Raw genomic sequence first — 18169 nt, 5'->3', positions numbered from 1 at the left:
AAATCCTTATCTGGCAAAAGATTTAACTGATTAGCTCGCTCTAGATCAAAAACAATTGACAAAAATCGTCCAATGTCTTTCTCTATAAGGGTTCCATCTCTTATAACCCCCGTCCATTACATAACACAAACCGAAGAACCTGAATTATGAAGTGGGATAAAAATAATCTCCCGACTCCTGACTCCCGACTCCTGACTCGGAGAATACTGTCTCCTAACCCAATGTTGGCTAAAGATAAGCAAAAATTATTGATTGACTCCAAAAGCTTGAGAATATTTAAATTAACATTCCGCAATATTTATAAATTCTTAAGAATTAATTGAGAAAGATTTTTATTTAACAACGATGTTGTAATGGTTACAGCGATTTGATAGAATTTCATAGTGGGTTATTTTGTGCTTTTTTGGGCAGCAATGGCTGAAACCTTTGCCACACCTAGAAGGTGATCCTAATTAAGACGGCTAAATTAGTCAATTTCAGTCATAACGATGATCTTTTTTTTGTGTAGTTTTATTGCAAAAAAAAAGTTTTTTTGACAAAAAGCACAAAGTATGAATTATGAATTATGAAGTGGGGAAGTGGGGAAGTGGGGAATTTCAACTAAAACCCTAAAACCCTAAAACCCCATCACCCTATCACCCTATCTCCTGGCTTCTAACCGGACAAAAAACTTTTTGCCGCAAACCCTAAGTTAAATAAGCGATAGTTACCCCCGAACCGCCCTCATTTTGGGGTGCTAATTGAAAGCGTTTTACCTGGGGATGACGGGATAAAAAATCGTGAACACCTTGACGCAATTTCCCCGTACCTTTACCGTGAATAATCCATAATATGCCCGATGAGGTGGCTCTGATGATCGCCTGTTCGATATCCGTTTCTGACTCTGCCACCCTGGAACCGCGAATATCGACGGTATTATTAGCAGTACGAATTAAAGGAGTCTCCTGGGGTTTTGTGGGAGTTTGAGGCAAATTTTTGGCAGGTTTTGGCACAGTTTCCACTTTTTGACCATCCAAAGACTCAATCTGGTCTAAGGGTAGGGTCATCTTCATCATACCGAAACGCAGGGAAATCTCCTCTGATTCTGGTGAAATTGCTAAAACTTCGGCAGTTTGTCCCAAATTGGGCAAGCGTACCCTTTCCCCCACTTGCGGACGATAATTAACCTTAGTTTTTTCCGTTTTTGGTAATAACCTTTCTGCGATCGCAGTTAACTCCTCTGTGGCTTTTTGGGCATCTTTACCAGTTTTTGTTCCCGCTTGCAATCGGCGAATAACCTCATTAATCTCTGCTTTTGCCGATAATAAAGCTTTTTGTATCTCCTGCTCTTGATAACGTTTTAATTCTCGCTCTCTCTCCTGTAGAGAATTAGCCCGCGTGGACACTTCTGTATAAAATTTCTCCGTTTGTTGGAGTAATTGACTAGCTTCTTGAGCTTTTGACTCCTGTTCCCGTCTTTGCGCTTCCAAACCAGCAATTACTTGATTTATCTCCTCCGATAACCCCCCCAGATGATTTCTCGCTTCGGCCACAATTTCGGGATTCAATCCCAAACGCTGGGCAATAGTTAAAGCATTAGAACGCCCCGGAATGCCCCATAATAGTCGATAAGTGGGGGAAAGAGTGCGATCATCAAACTCTACCGAGGCATTTTCAAAGCGAGAATCTTGATACTTTAACGCTTTTAATTCCCCGTAGTGAGTGGTAGCCACCGTCAGTAAACTATGATCGGCGAGGTATTGTAAAATAGCGATCGCTAAAGGACTTCCCTCGGCCGGATCCGTACCTGCTCCCACCTCATCGAGTAAAACCAAGGAACGAGAATTTAAAGCCGCTAAAATGCGGACAATCCGGCGAATGTGACCCGAAAAAGTCGATAAACTCTGTTGTAAAGACTGTTCATCCCCGATATCGGCTAAAACCTGATCGAACCAGGGTATCTCTACCGGTTCCCGCGCTGGAATAAACAGGCCCGCTTTCGCCATTAAAGCCGCTAATCCGAGGGTTTTTAAAGTAACGGTTTTTCCGCCGGTATTTGGTCCGGTGATGGCAACAACGCGAATTTCTGGGCTAATCTGCACATTTATCGGTACGACCTCCCCCCCCTGTTCGTGGTGTTTTTGCCACCAGAGCAAAGGATGACGCAAATTCCGTAAAGTAATCGTTTCCGAACCATCGATAAAGTGGGGGGGATTACCCTCTAACCATAAACTGTAACGGGCTCTGGCGGTGGCCAGATCGAGCCTAGTAGCGATCGCTAGTAAATATTCTAAGTCCTCAAAGGCTTCGGCGATCAGATTACTTAACTGCCGCAGGATTTTTTCTTCTTCGATTTGTTCCAGACGACGATATTGCCGTAGTTGATTGCCTTGGTCAACGATAGAGTGAGGTTCAATGTAAAAAGTTGCCCCTGTGCTGGAAGTATCGTGAATTATCCCCGGTATTTGCTCTTTTTGCGCTGCTTTGACGGGAAGCACCCAGCGCTCGCTTCTTTGGGTAATCACCGCTTCTTGGATAGCACCGCCCTGTTTTTGCATGATATCCTGTAATTTTCGGTAAATTCGCTCTCTAATCACCTTCATTTGTCCCCGAATTTCCCGTAATTGGGGACTAGCGCGATCGGATATCCGGCCATCTTCATCGATACAACGGTGTATCTCCTGTTCTATCTCTGGATAGGTGCGAATTTCGGCTACTAACTCTTTTAAAACTGGTATATCTTCCTGTTCATCAATTAAACGCCGTAAACGTCGCACTCCGGCTAAAGTCGTGGCAATATTTAAAAGTTCCTGTCCCGATAATAACCCCCCCAGATGCGCCCTTTCTAGAGCATCGCCGATGTCGGTAATCCCATCAAAGGAAAGACGACTATCTAATTTTTGTTCTAAACTATAAACTTCTTTGGTTTGGCAGAGTAGGTTTAAACTTTCCTCTTTGCTTTCCGGTAACGGCAATTGACGAATCGCAATCGCACCTAGTTTAGTCGCTGTAAAAGTAGCTAGGTGTTGACATAGCCGCGGCCATTCCAATAATTCTAGGGTTTCGTCTTGAATCAATTTTGTAGTTTTTTATAATACGCTTTGTATTTCTAGTCTAACCGGATTTGGTCTGATTTTTACAGGAGTCATTTCAGTCAACAGTAATCAGTCAAGGGAAAAGACAGCACTGTTACTCGCACCTAATACCTGTCACTTAACAATCCCGCCAATCTGTTGACTATCTAAATTACTCGTTAAGACTGCACTGGAGTGCCGGAGTTGGGAGCAGGGAGAGGAAGTTCGAGCATTTGTACTAAAATTTCTAATACGCAGTTTAAATTCAGTACAGCTTATAATATTAGGTCGAGTTCTACTGATAACTGATAACTGATAACTGATAACTGTATCTAAATTCCTTTCTGGAGAGAGAATTGCACCTGTTTAAATTCTTGTTTTAAACGTTGTTTGAGTTTGTCGGGGATGGGACGGGAACCGTAGGCGGTATAATAACCAGCTAGAGAGTTTAAGGCTGTTTGCATAGTAGTGAAAGAACGCAAACCCCCGGATTTTTTATCTCGTCGGTAGAGGGAGATGTAATCGTTGATTTGTTCCTTTGCTTGCGACTCAGCTGCCGCTTTATTCGGGTCATCTTTGACTAAATCAAGGGCTGTGGTTAAAGTTTCAATCACCGTCAGGGTATCTTTTCCATAATTGCCCGTTAACCCCGAACTACTAGAACAACCCATCAATCCGATGACAAGGACGAGAACCAAAGCTAATAAGCGAGAAATGTAAGGTTTTAGAGACATATTTTCGATACCATAAGTTAATCCCAAGTCACCTTATCCTATCAGGAAACCGTGACCAGTTCCCCAGGAGAGTCAACCTGCTGCAAAAATCAGGGGTCAACTGGGGGGTAAATAGCCCAAATCTAGGCTTTTTTGGCTTTAAAAGCCCTATTTTTGCCTAAAAGTTGCGATGCCATCAACCCGGAGTGAGTTGATTCTGAACTAATTCCAGCCGCGATAAGGCGCTGGTGGCGGTTTCCCGAAGGTAGATATCCGCTGTTTCATCATTGGCTATGGCTGTCAATACCTCTTTAGATAGATTATCTGGAATCGAACTAACAGCATTAATTATCGACACGGCTAACCCCAAATTCTCCGTATTTTGCAACACTTCCAATAAACTATCCAATGCTGGAACCCCAACCACTCCCAGGGCCATAGCTGCGGCGATATGTACCACTGGATTCGCGTCTGCTAGTGCCGTTTTTAAACCCGCGATTCCCGCCTCTGGAAAGGGGACATCGGGATAATTTACCGCTACCTGGGCCAAGGCCTTGGCACAACTACCGCGCACGGTGACATTATCGCTATTGAGTAACCCTACCAGCAAAGGGGGAACCGTATCCACACCGATCGCGCCTAGGGCTTTGACGGCGGCCCGGCGATAGGTCGTATCCTCTTCATCTAAAATGGCCATTAGGCGATCAATCGTGGTTTCGTCGCGAGTTTCCACCAATTCCCAGATTGCCTGTTCCCGTAGGTGCGGATTGGGGTGCTTTAACTGCTCGAATAAAGATTCTTGGGACATGGTGCTGTTAAAAAGTTCTGTGGGTAGGGGTTGGGGGGTGTGGGGTGTGGGGTGTGGGGTGTGGGGTGTGGGGAGAATAAATAAAAATAATCTCCTGACTTCTGACTTGAAAGAGGGTGTAGGGTGTAGGGTGTGGGGAGAATAAATAAAAATAATCTCCTGACTTCTGACAACCGAGGGCCAAAAATCTGCCAATAACCGAGGGACTCCTAGTTATTCGCTTACCCCCATGATAGGCAAACAATTAACTGCGAGTCCCCCAGTAGTGAACGAGATCGATATCTGTCTCTAGGAGAGAGAATTGATCACATAGTCGAGAAGGGCATTATACTCGGTGAGAGCTTGAGCGGACATATCACGAGGAGCGCAACCGCGATTACGAGCGAAGCTGAGAGCTTCTACATAGGGGGCGGTGGGTAATCCCAAGGCGCGATAAACTTCCCGTTGTCCGGCAATACCCCATTCATCGAGGGGACCGGTGCCACCGACGACTAAACAGTAGTTAACCAGACGTAGGTAGTGTTTGATGTCCCGGAGACACTTTTCTTTGAAAGTATTGGTAGAGTTCGCTTGGCCGGCTTCGTTTAAGTAGGGATACTTTTTGATGCAAGCATCATAGGCTTCTTTGGCTACAGCGTCGAGGTTGCCAGCCAGTTTTTCGGCGGCTTCCAGACGAGCGGTGGCCCGTTGGATAGAGCCTTGTACGGATTCTAGATCGGAGGTGCTGGGGAAACGTCCAGCCGCATCAGCAGAAGCAACGGCAGTAGTAATTACTGATTTCATGTCTTTACTATTTTTAAGTTTGACTTGAGTGAAGAAATTAATTGGCTGATTTTTGCGTAAATAACAGCCAGAAAGCGAGTTTTAGTCTCGTTTTAGCTGAGAGCGGCAATAACTCGATCGAAATAGCTGCTCGCTTCTGCCACTAAGCTGGCGCAACGATCTTCCACAACGGGGGAACCCATTTTGCGAAGTTTAGCACCGGCGAATTTTTCGCTGGGGGTATCTTGAATGTGGGCGGCGGCTTGCGCTTTCATGATCGCTACGGCACGAGCGGCGGATTGTAGGGGTACACCTAAAGCGGTGTAGGTTTCTTTCAAACCGTTTAAGCAACGATCTTCGAGGACGGAAGCATCGCCGGCGAGCAGTGCGTAGGTGACATAGCGTAAGATGATTTCCGCATCACGCAGACAGGCTGCCATGCGACGGTTGGGGTAACAGTTGCCACCAGCTTGAATTAAGCCAGTATTTTCGCAAATCATCCCGGCAACGGCATCGGAAACCATACAACTGGCGTTACTAGCGATCGCATTAACGGCATCAAGACGACGGTTGCCCTGGGCGATGAAGCTACGGAGCGCGTTTAAGTCGGCACCACCGATGGCAGCGGTTTTACTATCGGCGGTTACTACCGCTCTGGAAAAAGCGTCAAGCATGAAGCTCTCCTCAAATTGAGATGAATAGAAGGGGTTTTAGGGTCGATCCAGATTGGACTTTGCGATCGATTAATCTAGAAGATAAAAATTCGCCGTTGCTTTCGTCCCGTTTCTGAGAAAGAAAGTTACATTTTGTAATCTTTTGGCCGCTCAAGCTGGAACTAGGGTGACATGGGCAGTTTAACGGTAAAGCTTGTTCCCTTACCCACTTGGCTATCTAGGGCGATTTCGCCACGGTGGAGTTGGACGCATTTTTTAACCACTGCTAACCCCAATCCCGTGCCGATAATATTTTCCACATTCTGACCCCGATAAAAGGGTTCATAGATCCTGTCTCTATCTTCCTCGGCAATGCCGATCCCGTGATCCCGGACTTGAAAAACAATGCGATCGCTATCTTTCCCCAAAATCAAACTAATCCCTGCTCCCGTGGGGGAATATTTAATCGCATTTAAGAGTAAATTACTTAAAATCGAGTAGAGCAGTTTCTCATCTAGATAAGGACGGCTCATCAATCCCTGACTGACAAATTTAATCGGTGTATTATTTTTATTAATAAATTGAAAATCCTCGACTAAATTTAAACAAAAAGCTTCAATATCGAGCGGTTCTAGTTGACATCTTAGATTTCCAGATTCTGCCCTTGTTAAAATCAAAATATCTGTTAAGAATTGATTCATTAGCTTGACAGAAGACTGGATCCTGTATAGGTTTTTTCTGCTCGACTGATCTGCATCTTTTAAGCCGTTTTCTAATAACTGCGAGGCGGAAAAAATCACGGTCAAAGGGGTTCTGAACTCATGGGATATCATGGAAAAAAGCTGAATTTTTAGGTCAGAAAGTTCTTTTTCCTGTAGTAATAGCCGGTGAATTTCCTCACTTTTTTGTTGCCGTTTCTCTTGCCAAAAAACCAAGAGATAAACTCCGCAAATAATCCCAAAACTGATAAAAGTTCCCAGTAACCCCAACAGAGAATTTTCGCTAATACTATCCCTAGAACTAGCGATGCTACTTCTTAAATTCCTTTTCTGACTAGCTTGTAAATAGGTAAGAAGATTTTGAAACTTATCCCGGACTTCGACACTTTTAACCGTGATTACATCTTGAGAAATATCATCGGATTGATCGAATTTATAGGTAGCGATCGATTGATTAAATAAAGCAATTCGCCGATACATTAAATCCCCGATCTGAGTGACCATTTCCCGCTCGAAATCCGTGCCGTTTTCTAATTGTTTGGCTAGGAGTTGCCAGTTAGATTGCATCAAAGCGATCGCCCGATGATGACGGCCTAATTCACTGGGGCTGCCAGTTTTGATATAATCGCGTCTTCCCGATTCGGCCACCGCCATGTTAGCGTAAAGATTAGCGAGATTATCGATGATCTCGTAGGTAACTTCCACCTCGGCAGCGCGCTGACGCAGGGCGAGGGTATTGCGATAGGAAACTAGGCTAATAGTTCCCATCAATAAGACAGTTAGCCCGAAACCTCCCGCGATCCATTTTCCTTGTTTGAGCCAATTCATCAGCAGTTAACTGACACTATTTCCAGCTTACTCTATCTAAATGGAGCAAGAGGACTCCCGTTAAATTTCTCCTTAATTAAAAATATACCAGAAATTAACGGGAGATGAATTGCCCCCAGAATCTAAACTAACGCGACAGTGTTTCCTAATAAGGAAAGGCTTGATTCTCAAGGTATGTATGAGCTTGACATATTTAAGCGGTAAGTGTTATACTGAAAAGATAGCACAGATGGGGTCAGGCTGATGTTAAATGTTTTAAAAGTGAGAATATACCCAAACAAAAAACAGGAACTAGCCTTAGCTAAAAACTTTGGTTGCGTCCGTTTTGTTTGGAATTACTACTTAAATAAAACTAACAATCAGTACCTAGAGACTGGTAAAGGAATGACCTACTGTGACATGGCAAAAGACCTTACCCAACTCAAGAAACAACTGGATTTTGAATGGTTAGCTGAGGCTACTGCCGCTACCTTGCAGCAATCATTGAAAAACTTAGAATCTGCTTTTAAGAACTTCTTCTCAAAAAGAACAAAATTCCCTAAATTTAAAAGTAAGCACAAAAAACAATCAATCCGTTATCCTGAAAGTTGTTCAATTAGAAATAAGGGAATTAAGCTACCTAAATTAGGGGTTGTAAAAGCTAAGATTTCTCAAGTAATAAATGGTAAGATTAAATCCGTAACTGTTTCTAAAACCAGTACAGATAAATATTTTGCTGCCATCTTGTTTGAGATGGATGACTCAACAACCATTGAAAAACTAAAAATATCAGGGATAGACCTAGGTTTATCTTCTTTAGTTACGGTTTTTGATGGTGAAACAACCTACAAGATTGACCCAATCAAACCTACCAGAAAATATGCTAAACGTTTAAAGCGGAGACAACAAGCATTGTCTCGTAAAGCCAAGGGGTCTAATAATCGCCAAAAAGCCATTAAGGAGGTAGCCAAGGTTCACGAAAAGATAGCAAATACTAGACAGGATTTTCTTCATAAACTCTCCAGAAAGTTATGCGATGAAAACCAAATCGTTGTAGCCGAGAATCTGAATATTAAAGGGTTAGCAAGGACTAAATTAGCCAAATCAATACATGACGCTGGTTTTGGTATGTTGCTTAATTTCTTGGATTACAAGCTAGAAAGAGAGGGAGGAAAACTTGTAGAAGTTGACAGGTTTTATCCGAGTACAAAACTCTGTTCTTGCTGTGGATTTAAAAAAGATTTATTGACTCTCAGTATTCGTGAATGGATTTGTCCAGAATGTAAGACGCAGCACGATAGAGATGAAAACGCCGCCAAGAATTTAAGGGAAGAAGGTATGAGAATACTGTCAACAAATACCGATGGACAGTCGGAATTTCAAGCTTGGGGAGAAACTGTAAGACTCGTTGGTACTTGTACCGAAAAGCGGGTTTCTGTGAATCAAGAATCCCCCGTCACAGCGTCAGCTTAACGGCGGGAGTGTCAACTCTAGACCATGCGAATTTTAGTAGTAGAAGATGATATGCAACTAGCCGAGATTTTGCGAGAGGCATTGAGCGAGCGACAATACGTTGTCGATGTGGCTAGAGACGGAGAAGAAGGCTGGAATTGGCTAGAATTAGGCAAATATGACCTTTTAGTTCTCGATGTCACCCTGCCCAAATTAAGCGGAACTTTGCTCTGTCAACGTCTGCGACGAGCGGAATCCCATCATCCCGTCTCTGCTAATGCCACCGTTCCCGTCCTATTATTAACCGCAAGGGACACGGTAATCGATAAAATTGACGGATTAGACGCAGGGGCCGATGATTATGTCACTAAACCCTTCGATTTGGGCGAATTAATGGCGCGGATTCGGGCCTTGATCCGACGCGGCAGCAGCACCAGCAGTGTTTTATTATCTTGGGGGGGTTTGCAGTTAAATCCCAGTACCCACGAGGCCAGTTATAACGGTCAATTTCTTTCCCTCACCCCCAAGGAATTCGCTCTCTTAGAATTACTTGTTACCCATGGGCGCCGGGTCTTAAGTCGATCGGGTATTATTGAGCGAGTTTGGTCTTTGGACGATTCTCCGGCCGAGGAAACCGTTACTTCCCATATTCGCGGTCTTCGTCACAAGCTAAAATCCCTCGGTGCGCCGGAAGACTTTATTGAAACCGTTCACGGTCTTGGTTATCGTTTAAAGTAATAAGCTGTTTTGAATCTAAATTGCATATTCGATTTTTCCTCCTGCCGACCGCCTCCTGCCGACCGCCTCCTGCCTCCTGACTCCTGCCTCCTGACTCCTAACCCCACCAATAAACTTTTTCAGCAAACCCTAGACAGTGGACAAAATCATTTCTGCACGAAATCTGCACGAAGTTTGCAGAGGGTTTCCATAATCATCCATTAAATTAGAAAGTTAGACAGGTGCAGGACTTCTAGACAATCAGAGCGGTCAAACCTGTGACTTTCCTCTCCTACAAGGGGCTGCTTGAGATGATTTATACGCGATTTGACTATCACGGCTGGCAGATTGAATTGATCCTAGAAATGCAGGGTTATTCTTTTCAATGTTGGCGAGTGGATGGCAGCGAAGGAATTAGCGATTGCCTAGTTTATGCCACCTCGGAACAAGCTTTAGCGGCTGCCCGACGCAGAGCGGATCTAGAGTCCGCTTGTCTGGCCCTACTGCGATTTCTCAATGATATCGGCGGCCGGAATTATTACCTCACTCGCGATGATCGCGATGCTCTCAGCCGGTCAATTTTAGAATATGCCCGTCTAGGTGATGTTTTCTAATTTCTTCCCCGGAAGTTTTCACCCCATTGAGAATGATTCTCGCTCCGATTTATTGATTTTCAGGCCAGTTTCGGTAATAGAATCGTGACAGTGGTTCCATTGCCGGGGATACTAGCAATTTCGATCGAACCGCCGTGTAGTTCGACGCATTTCTGCACTACTACTAACCCCAAGCCGGTGCCGGCGATGTGACGGACATTTTTTCCGCGATAGAAAGGTTCAAATAACTGTTTTTGATCTTCCATCGAAATGCCCAAACCCCGATCGCGAATCTGTAATTGAATAGCTTTCTCCAAAAAAGTAATAGAACAGTGGACCTGTCCGCCGGTGGGTGAATATTTAATCGCGTTAGTGAGCAGATTTTCTAGGATCGATCGCAATAACTTTTCATCGACGTAGGCGCTAGTATTAGTTTCCTGACAGACAAAAATTAGCGTGTGTTGACTGCCGGCGCTTAACTGCATTTCCTCCAGTAGATGACGGCCAAATTTCTCCAGATCCAGCCATTGGGGATTAAATTCTAACTTACCAGTTTCGGCGCGATTAATAGTGAGAATATCATCGAGTAACTGAACCATATTGCGGACTGACTCTTGAATGCGATGCAGATTCCGTTCTCTTTTTTCGGGATTTTCCCAAGCGCCGGGGGAAGTTTCCAACAACTGGGCCGCGGCCAGTACCGTGCTTAAAGGGGTGCGAAATTCGTGGGAAACCATGGAAAAAAAGTTAGTTTTCAGGGCGCTAAGAGCTTTTTCCCGTTCCAGGGCCATCCGCACCTCATCAAGGCGCTTGCGTTCGGTAATATCGCGAGAATTGATAAAAATTTTCGGGGAAGCAGCACCTTCGATCGCTAGTTCCCCGGTTTCGTTAAAACTTAAGGCCTTAGGCAGGGCCTCAAAAGTGCGCCATTGGCCATCCTGATGACGACGACGGAACTCGATCGAGCGGGTTTCTCCGCTATTGTTGAGAGATTGACTTAACAGGGAACAGACATCGGCCAGATCATCTTTGTGAATATAGGAAAAAAAGTTTTGACCGATTAATTCCGGGGGAGAATAGCCTAAAACCTTCTCAACGGAGGGATTTTCGTAGTAAATCGTGCCGTTAGGACTGATAATTGTGATAATATCGAGGGCATTCTCGATCAGGGAGCGAAAACGTTCTTCACTCTGTCGCAGTGCTTCCTCTGTTTGTTTGCGTTCGCTAATATCCCGTTGAATAGAAATCCAGTGGGTATATTTTCCCCGTTTATCCGCCACCGGCACAATACTAAACTCCACCCAAAATTCACTGCCATCCTTGCGATAGTTGATCGCCTCCCCGGTGACAGGTTGCAAACGCAAGAAAGCATCTCGCACTCTTTTAACAGCTTCGGGATCGGTTTTGGGTCCCTGAAAAATGCGTGGGGTTTGGCCCAGCACTTCCTCGAGACTATAGCCTGTCATGGTGGTGAAAGCTTGGTTAACGTAGAGAATCCGCGGTCCTGGCGGCTCGATCGGCCCGGCTTCGGTGATAATTACCGCATCATTGGTATTGACTACCACCGACTGTAAAAGACGCACCTGTTCCGCTTGTCGCTTCTGTTCGCTGATATCGGCCACCACTGCCACTAACCCGTCGATTTGACCATCACTATCGGTGAGGGGAGCGGCAGAAAAGACGATCTCGATCGCTTTTCCCTCTTTAGTTTGCCGGCCAATTTCCAGACTAGGGGGCGATATTCCCGCTAAAACGCTCTGCCAGAGGTTTTCGTATTCCGGCTCATTTTCCCTAGAAATGACGGGATTGGGGCGATCAATCACTTCTGCTTCCGTCCAACCGAACATCCTTTCGGCCGCCGGATTCCACATTTTCACCCTTTCCTGTAAATCGAGGCTAAAAATTGCCCGGGGAGAGGCGGCGATCAAAGATTGTAGAGTTTGGTTAGTATGACGCAGGGCCACCTCTGTGCGTTGACGTTCGGCGATTTCTTCCCGTAGTGCTTGGTTAGTCCGGGCTAGTTCTTCAGTCCGTTGACGCACCCGATCCTCTAATTCGGCGTTTAGTTGTCCCAGTTGTTCGTAGAGTTCTGATTGCTGAATAGCGATCGCCACTTGGGTGGCTAACTGTTTCATCAGATCGATTTCTAGGGGTTGCCATTGTCGCCGGCCGCGGCAGTGATGGGCGATCAACAGTCCCCAGAGGTGCGGGGTAGATGAATCCTGTTCGCGGAACTGTTGGATAATGGGAACGACTAATTTAGCTTGGACGCGGAACTGGGCCAGGAATTCTACTAGACAGGGTTCCACATCTTCTCGGTTAACATCAGCGATTGCCCTGATTTTGCCCTGGATATATGCCTGATGATATTCCGGGGGAAAAACTTCGGGGGGGAAAGTTTCCCCCAAAATGGCGGGATATTCTGGCAAAACTGACTCAGTAATGGCGCTACCCGTACCGTCGTCATTGAGACGATAAATTAACACGCGATCGGTGAGTAAAAATTGACGCACATCGGCGACGGTGGTGGTTAAAACTTCCCCTAATTTTAAGGATTGCCGAATATTTTGGGCGATCTGATTGATTAAACGCTCCCGCTCGGTTTGTTGTCGTAAAGTTATCTCCACTTGACGACGACTGGCGATCTGACTCTGCAATAAATAATAAATTCCCAAGACCGCTATCCCGGCCAGACCGAGATAGATAATCTTGGGAGTGATGATCGATAGTACACTTACCACGGGAGTTTTTTTGTCTTGATAACCGCTAATCATAGCGGGGTTGATCGGGAAAACTCAACCCATGATCGCCAATTGACGATCTAAATCAAACAGGAAACCGTGAATATATTCTTCTGTCCATTCCTGTCCGTAGAGACGGGTAAACATTCCCCTAGCGGGATCTTTTGCAGCCCGATAGTTAATGTAGGCTAATTGGGCCTTTTCGATCGCCGTTAACTGTTGGCGATCCCTAATCGCTGTCGATGAAGCTACCAGAGTCAAATAAGCTTGTAGATAGTCCTTAAATGCCCCTAAAACCCGCGTTTGCACGGTTTCCGTCTCCGGGGGTCTTGTCCAGAGAAAAGCGGGGGAAAAAAAGCCCTTGGCTTCTTCGGGAAAGTCGCCTCCCCAGGGCAAATCAGCCTGATAGGATCGGAAAATCGGCATAATCGGATCGCTGTATTTTTCTTGGTAATTGCGATCATGGAAAAGTGGCTGCAGATCGATCGCAATCAGATGACCCCCCGGCAAGGTGACTAAATCCGCCCCGAAAAAGGGCAAATCGTACTCTAAACGGGGAAAAATGACAAAATTAAGCACCTGAAGGGAATCACCTCCGCAAACGTGGGCGGCTCGAATTTGCCGCAATTTTGAGGATTGCCAAGCATAGCTGGTGGTAATGACCGTTTCCTGTCTTTTTCCCTTGCCTGTAACCGTTTCCTTCCGTTCAAAGCCGACGGGAATGGGATAGGGTTGTAGGGACAACTGTTCTGACAGCAGGGTGAAAGCGGAGTCTAAAAAGGGTTGATAAAGAGACATGGGCAAGCTTTTTTCTAAGCGTGGATGGCGGTGGCAATGGCATCTTCAAAGAGGAATTGGTGCAGGAATTTTTCTGACCATTCCTGACCGAAATAACTGCTAAATAGACCGGAAGCGGGATCCCGTTCGGCACTATATCGATCGTAGTCTTTTTGGGCGGCGATAATCGGTTCTTGTGCGGCTGCGCTGGTTAGGGGTTGGGCTTTTTCTAACAGTTGCCAATACAGTTGGATAAACTCTTGATAAGCGGGGAAAAGTTGCTTAACTACTGTCTCCGCATCGGTTTTAGCAAAGAGCAGATAGGGGGAAAAATACTGATTAGCGTCGTAGTATTTCATCGGCAAATCTTGAGCTAAATCGGGGTATTTATCCCGGATTGATCGCATAGGTTCGATGTATTTGGTTAAATAATCTTGGTCGCGAAAAAGAGGTTGAAAATCGAGAACTACTAATATTTTCTTTTTTCCAAACGCCAAAAAATCAATGCCCAGCAGGGGTAAATCGTAATTGTAACTAGGATAAATGACACTATTAAAAATTTGGGCTGTTTCCCCCGCGTTAATGTAGGTGTAGCGAATTTTGCGGAATTGGGGACACTGATAGCACCAGCTTTCAATCATAGCCGGATTTTTCCCCCGTTGACTAACTTGAAATTCCAACTCTGGCAGAATCGGACGAGTCTGTAACGGGAAGCGTGCGAATAGTTCTCGCTCTAGGTAGTGGAGGAAGGGCTGAAACATATACTCGTCGGTGCTTGGGGTTTTTGCAAGCATAGGCAACCCGCCCGCCTTTTGTCCCGTTTCTGAGAGAGAAGTTAATACTTTGTAATAATTAGTAGCGGGGCGAGTATTGCCGATGCCGTCGGCTTTGAAAAATTGCGTTAAAATTAACGATCATAGCGAGCAATAAAAAAAATTGGCGTTGTCAGATCAGAATATGAAAGATGCAATGCAATCCTTGCTATCAAAGTAATTTGAGTTCCCATCTGATTCGGATCATCTTTCAATTTGACAACGTCGGAAATTCAGTTTTACCTGAGCAGTTTACCTGACTATAGTCCCAAAATTGCCCTGGCCATTCGCCCGCACTGGGGTATTGAAAATTCCTGACATTGGACGCTCGATGTCACTTTTGGGGAAGATGCTTGTCGTGTCCGCTCTCGGCAGGTCCCAGACAATCTGGGACTGGTGCGGCGTTTTGCTGTCAATACCCTCAAGCGAGAATCTACCTTCAAGCGCAGCCTCAGGCAGAAGTCAAAGTGGGCAGCGATGGATAATGATTATATGTTTACCCTGCTGGCGGCTGGCTTACCTGCTTGCACTCAAGAGCTACAATCTAGCTGTCAATAGGCTTTGAGATGCGCTGACCCTGTATGAATAACCCGGAAGAATACATCATGATCACAGCGAAAATCCTAGACTTGACCATTCCCGATCGCTATTTAAATTCTGTGGTTGAAAACTGGCAACGCTTGCAAGAAATCGCCAGTTTAGTGACAGAATTTCCCTTAGAGGATGACGGGGAAAGTGCCCTCAGCTTTGAACCATGACTATTTCTGTAAGCAATTTAGCTCGATCGATCCAAAATCGTCAAACTAGCGCCTTAGAAGTTATTAGCCAGACTTTGGCGGAGATAGGGACGAAAAATCCCCATTTAAATTGCTTTACCGACATTTTACAGCCTAGGGCGCTCGCCCAAGCCCAAAAAATCGATCAAGCGATCGCCAATGGGCAAGCCGTCGGTGTCTTAGCAGGGATTCCCTTCGCCGTCAAAAATCTCTTTGATATCGAGGGTATTGTCACCCTTGCTGGCTCCAAAATCAATCGAGATCACCCTGTCGCTGGACAAGATGCGATCGCTATTCAAACCCTAGAAGCGGCCGGGGCAGTTTTGGTGGGGGCGACCAATATGGATGAGTACGCCTACGGTTTTGTCACCGAAAATGCCCATTATGGAGCCACTCCCAACCCCCGCGATCCTAGTCGCGTCTCGGGAGGATCCTCCGGCGGTTCCGCCGCTGCCGTTGCCGCTAATTTAGTGCCTCTCGCCCTCGGTTCCGATACTAATGGTTCGGTGAGGGTTCCCGCCGCTTGCTGTGGCGTGGTGGGGCTAAAACCCACCTTTGGGCGCGTATCCCGTCAGGGTCTATTTTTGTTCGTTAGTAGTTTAGACCATCTGGGATTTTTTAGCGACAATGTGGCGGATATGGCGGCTATTTGGAGTCTTTTTGCCAAAAATAACCTTAAAGCTCCTTTAAATGGCTTAGAGGGGGTAAAAATAGCCCTTGCCGATGATTATTTTCAGCAGGGAGCCGAACCGGAAGTAATCGAGGCGGTGACAGCGATCGCCGAACGTTTAGGAGTTACCAAAAAAATCACCATTCCCGAAACCGTCCGCGCTAGGGCAGCCGCCTATATAATTACCGCTTCCGAGGGCGCAAATTGGCATTTACCGCGTTTACAGACCAGATTAGAGGATTTTGACCCCGCAACCCGGGATCGCTTCTTGGCAGGGGCATTAATTCCCTCTAGCTGGTATTTACAGGCTCAACGTTTTCGCCGTTGGTATCGCGATCGTCTGCGAGAGATTTTCAGCGAAGTCGATATTATCCTCACCCCGACGATTCCCTGTATTGCGCCGCAGTTAGGAGTAGAAAAAATGATTATTGACGGGCAAGAGCTATTAATTAGACCTAATTTAGGCAGATTCACCCAACCTTTTTCTTTTATCGGTTTACCTGCCCTTTCGTTGCCGATTAAACGTTCATCCCGGCTACCTTTAGGTTTGCAAATCATCGCCGCACCCGATCGCGAAGACTTAATCCTAAGCGTAGCCAGGGTTTTAGAAGAAATGCTCATCGATATCCAGCATAAGTGAGATTTCAAGGGCGTACTTCCCCTTAAAATCCCTAATTTAGGCACTTATTAAGCGAAAAGGTCAGTTTTCCAGTCTGAGTAAACAATCTACTGACTGGGAGACTCCTTTTCAATCACATCTAACCAAGCGGCGGCTGATCGCTCCCAAGTGTCATTTAGGGCAATTTTCCGACATCTTTCGCGCTCTTGATGCAAAAGCTGGGGATTTTTCAGTAATTCGACAATTTTCCAGGCTATAGCTTCCTGAGTAGCCGGATCGGTTACTTCTCCCGGCACTTTCACACAGTAGTCCTTTTCTCGAAAAACAGCAAAATCCGTCACCACTGGCAGACAACCCACCACTGCCGACTCGCGCACAGAAATACAATCGATCTCACGATAGGTGCAACCGTAGTAATGAATAGCAGAGCGCGCTTTTTCCTCGATTAGTTGACGATAACCCATCATTCCGCGATCAACTACCCCCGCACTAGCTTTAATCAAAGCGATTAAATTATCGCGCCATTCCTTGCGATCGCCAATTTCATCCCGTTTAGTAAAACCATAGTAGAGATGTAACTCGGCTGCGGGAATTGCCGCCTTGATAATCGGCCAGCCATGCTTTAACATCGACTCTAGGCCCCGATAATAACGAGAGGCATAGACTAGACGATAGGGAAGATGCTCACTTTCCGGCACCGTCTCACTTACAGCCAAAAGGGAAGTATCGATACCATTAGGAACAATCGGACATTGATGATCGGGACAGAAATCCAGTAAATCCCGTTGATATTGGCTTTTACAGAAAATTTTGTCGTATCTAGCCAAAATTTCGGGGGTATAGGAGTCTGCCGGCACTTTAATATCGTGCCAATCAAAAAAAATTCGTTCTGCCTTGGTACCCGGACGGCAATAGGTGGGATGACGAGAGATCACCAATGTCTCAAAGTGATCTTGCCAATTCATGTGGTAATAATTAACATAGCGAATACCGTCCTTTTCCCCTTCCATACCCTCACAATTGCCAAAAATCGTCACTTTATAGCCGCGTTTCGTCCATTCCTGCGCTAAAAAAGCCACCGATGCCTGGGTGCCACTGGCCCCCCGTTGCCAAATTTCCGCCGGAAGCATGGGACGATATTTTTCTGTGTAAATAACGATCGATTTTTTCGGCCAACGACGGGCGCTCAAACGCTGTTTAATTTGAAATAGGGAAGGTGCGCTGGCCCGTAGCCATTGTTTGAGATTAGATTGTAGGGATGGAGTAGCTTGTGACACTCTTTTTCTCCAAGATCGAGGAAAAATAGGGGCGATAGGTGATAGAGTCTTAGTTCCTTGAATTTAACTCGATTTCTCGACTCATTAGAACAATTCGAGCCTATGATATAATAGGTTCATGTCAAAAATCAATCTTTAGTTATTGCCACCCATATGGAAAGAAATCTATGAAAATTGTCATCCCGATCGTGTTTTACTGCAAAGGCGGAGTAGAAAGAGT

15 protein-coding genes and 1 pseudogene are annotated in these 18169 nt (G+C 45.6%); 6 read left to right on the top strand and 10 right to left on the bottom strand.

From position 1 onward, the window contains the following. Nucleotides 1-686: 686 nt before the first annotated feature. The 6 genes from ACE1AQ_RS22105 to ACE1AQ_RS22080 all read right to left on the bottom strand — a co-directional run bounded on the left by ACE1AQ_RS22105 (nt 687) and on the right by ACE1AQ_RS22080 (nt 7536). Nucleotides 687-3056, bottom strand: a complete 2370-nt coding sequence (locus ACE1AQ_RS22105; RefSeq protein ID WP_110543269.1) for an endonuclease MutS2 — start codon at nt 3054-3056, stop codon at nt 687-689. Between the two features lie 329 nt (nt 3057-3385). Then, entirely contained in the window at nt 3386-3787 is a 402-nt protein-coding gene (gene psb27, locus ACE1AQ_RS22100) for a photosystem II protein Psb27 (RefSeq protein WP_039900038.1), read from the bottom strand. Nucleotides 3788-3962: 175 nt separating this feature from the next. Then, on the bottom strand, nt 3963-4769 hold the full coding sequence (locus tag ACE1AQ_RS22095) for a HEAT repeat domain-containing protein (protein WP_232306183.1): 807 nt from the start codon (nt 4767-4769) through the stop codon (nt 3963-3965). Between the two features lie 93 nt (nt 4770-4862). Beyond that, a complete protein-coding gene (locus ACE1AQ_RS22090) occupies nt 4863-5357 on the bottom strand; it encodes a bleomycin hydrolase (RefSeq protein WP_008201975.1) in 495 nt (164 codons plus the stop codon). 92 nt (nt 5358-5449) lie between these two features. Next, nucleotides 5450-6010 carry a C-phycoerythrin subunit beta gene (gene cpeB, locus ACE1AQ_RS22085; protein ID WP_008201973.1) on the bottom strand — a complete coding sequence of 187 codons (561 nt, stop codon included), beginning with the start codon at nt 6008-6010 and terminating at the stop codon, nt 5450-5452. A 161-nt stretch (nt 6011-6171) separates the two neighbouring features. After that, nucleotides 6172-7536 (bottom strand): ATP-binding protein, encoded by a 1365-nt coding sequence (locus ACE1AQ_RS22080; RefSeq protein WP_106908047.1) that lies wholly within the window; start codon nt 7534-7536, stop codon nt 6172-6174. 243 nt (nt 7537-7779) lie between these two features. Here ACE1AQ_RS22080 and ACE1AQ_RS22075 point away from each other — a divergent pair, with 243 nt between their 5' ends. The 3 genes from ACE1AQ_RS22075 (at nt 7780) to ACE1AQ_RS22065 (ending at nt 10298) form a co-directional block, all read left to right on the top strand. Next, nucleotides 7780-8988 (top strand): RNA-guided endonuclease TnpB family protein, encoded by a 1209-nt coding sequence (locus tag ACE1AQ_RS22075; RefSeq protein WP_110543265.1) that lies wholly within the window; start codon nt 7780-7782, stop codon nt 8986-8988. Nucleotides 8989-9012: 24 nt separating this feature from the next. Then, the gene (locus ACE1AQ_RS22070; RefSeq protein WP_002801205.1) at nt 9013-9705 is read left to right on the top strand and encodes a response regulator transcription factor; all 693 of its coding nucleotides are present in this window, start codon (nt 9013-9015) and stop codon (nt 9703-9705) included. Nucleotides 9706-9995: 290 nt separating this feature from the next. Beyond that, on the top strand, nt 9996-10298 hold the full coding sequence (locus tag ACE1AQ_RS22065) for a hypothetical protein (protein ID WP_008201966.1): 303 nt from the start codon (nt 9996-9998) through the stop codon (nt 10296-10298). Nucleotides 10299-10357: 59 nt separating this feature from the next. Here ACE1AQ_RS22065 and ACE1AQ_RS22060 read toward each other — a convergent pair whose 3' ends face one another. From ACE1AQ_RS22060 to ACE1AQ_RS22050, 3 genes are read right to left on the bottom strand one after another with little or no spacing between them, the layout of a single operon-like run. Next, nucleotides 10358-13051: a PAS domain S-box protein gene (locus ACE1AQ_RS22060; protein WP_106908049.1), complete on the bottom strand. Its 2694-nt coding sequence runs from the start codon at nt 13049-13051 to the stop codon at nt 10358-10360. Between the two features lie 21 nt (nt 13052-13072). Then, nucleotides 13073-13816 carry a phycoerythrobilin:ferredoxin oxidoreductase gene (locus tag ACE1AQ_RS22055; RefSeq protein WP_008201963.1) on the bottom strand — a complete coding sequence of 248 codons (744 nt, stop codon included), beginning with the start codon at nt 13814-13816 and terminating at the stop codon, nt 13073-13075. Nucleotides 13817-13830: 14 nt separating this feature from the next. Continuing rightward, entirely contained in the window at nt 13831-14556 is a 726-nt protein-coding gene (locus tag ACE1AQ_RS22050; protein WP_039900039.1) for a 15,16-dihydrobiliverdin:ferredoxin oxidoreductase, read from the bottom strand. Nucleotides 14557-14817: 261 nt separating this feature from the next. Here ACE1AQ_RS22050 and ACE1AQ_RS22045 point away from each other — a divergent pair. The 3 genes and pseudogenes from ACE1AQ_RS22045 to ACE1AQ_RS22035 form a co-directional block, all read left to right on the top strand. Next, nucleotides 14818-15165: pseudogene (locus ACE1AQ_RS22045) on the top strand (ISAs1 family transposase); the annotation flags it as partial. Between the two features lie 23 nt (nt 15166-15188). Next, the gene (locus tag ACE1AQ_RS22040) at nt 15189-15365 is read left to right on the top strand and encodes a DUF4089 domain-containing protein (RefSeq protein WP_106908050.1); all 177 of its coding nucleotides are present in this window, start codon (nt 15189-15191) and stop codon (nt 15363-15365) included. Next, nucleotides 15362-16693 (top strand): AtzE family amidohydrolase, encoded by a 1332-nt coding sequence (locus ACE1AQ_RS22035; protein ID WP_110543262.1) that lies wholly within the window; start codon nt 15362-15364, stop codon nt 16691-16693. The genes ACE1AQ_RS22040 and ACE1AQ_RS22035 overlap by 4 nt, the downstream gene beginning before the upstream one ends. Before the next feature lie 86 nt (nt 16694-16779). Here the strand turns inward: ACE1AQ_RS22035 and ACE1AQ_RS22030 are convergent, their stop codons facing one another. Further along, nucleotides 16780-17949, bottom strand: coding sequence for a glycosyltransferase (locus ACE1AQ_RS22030; RefSeq protein ID WP_110543260.1), 1170 nt, complete (start codon nt 17947-17949; stop codon nt 16780-16782). Between the last annotated feature and the right edge of the window lie 220 nt (nt 17950-18169).

Origin of the sequence: Microcystis sp. BLCC-F209, assembly GCF_041928595.1 — a bacterium.
In the GTDB taxonomy this organism is placed as follows: domain Bacteria; phylum Cyanobacteriota; class Cyanobacteriia; order Cyanobacteriales; family Microcystaceae; genus Microcystis.
Note: the sequence above shows the minus strand (reverse complement) of the source record. Positions and strands in the feature narration are given on the sequence as shown.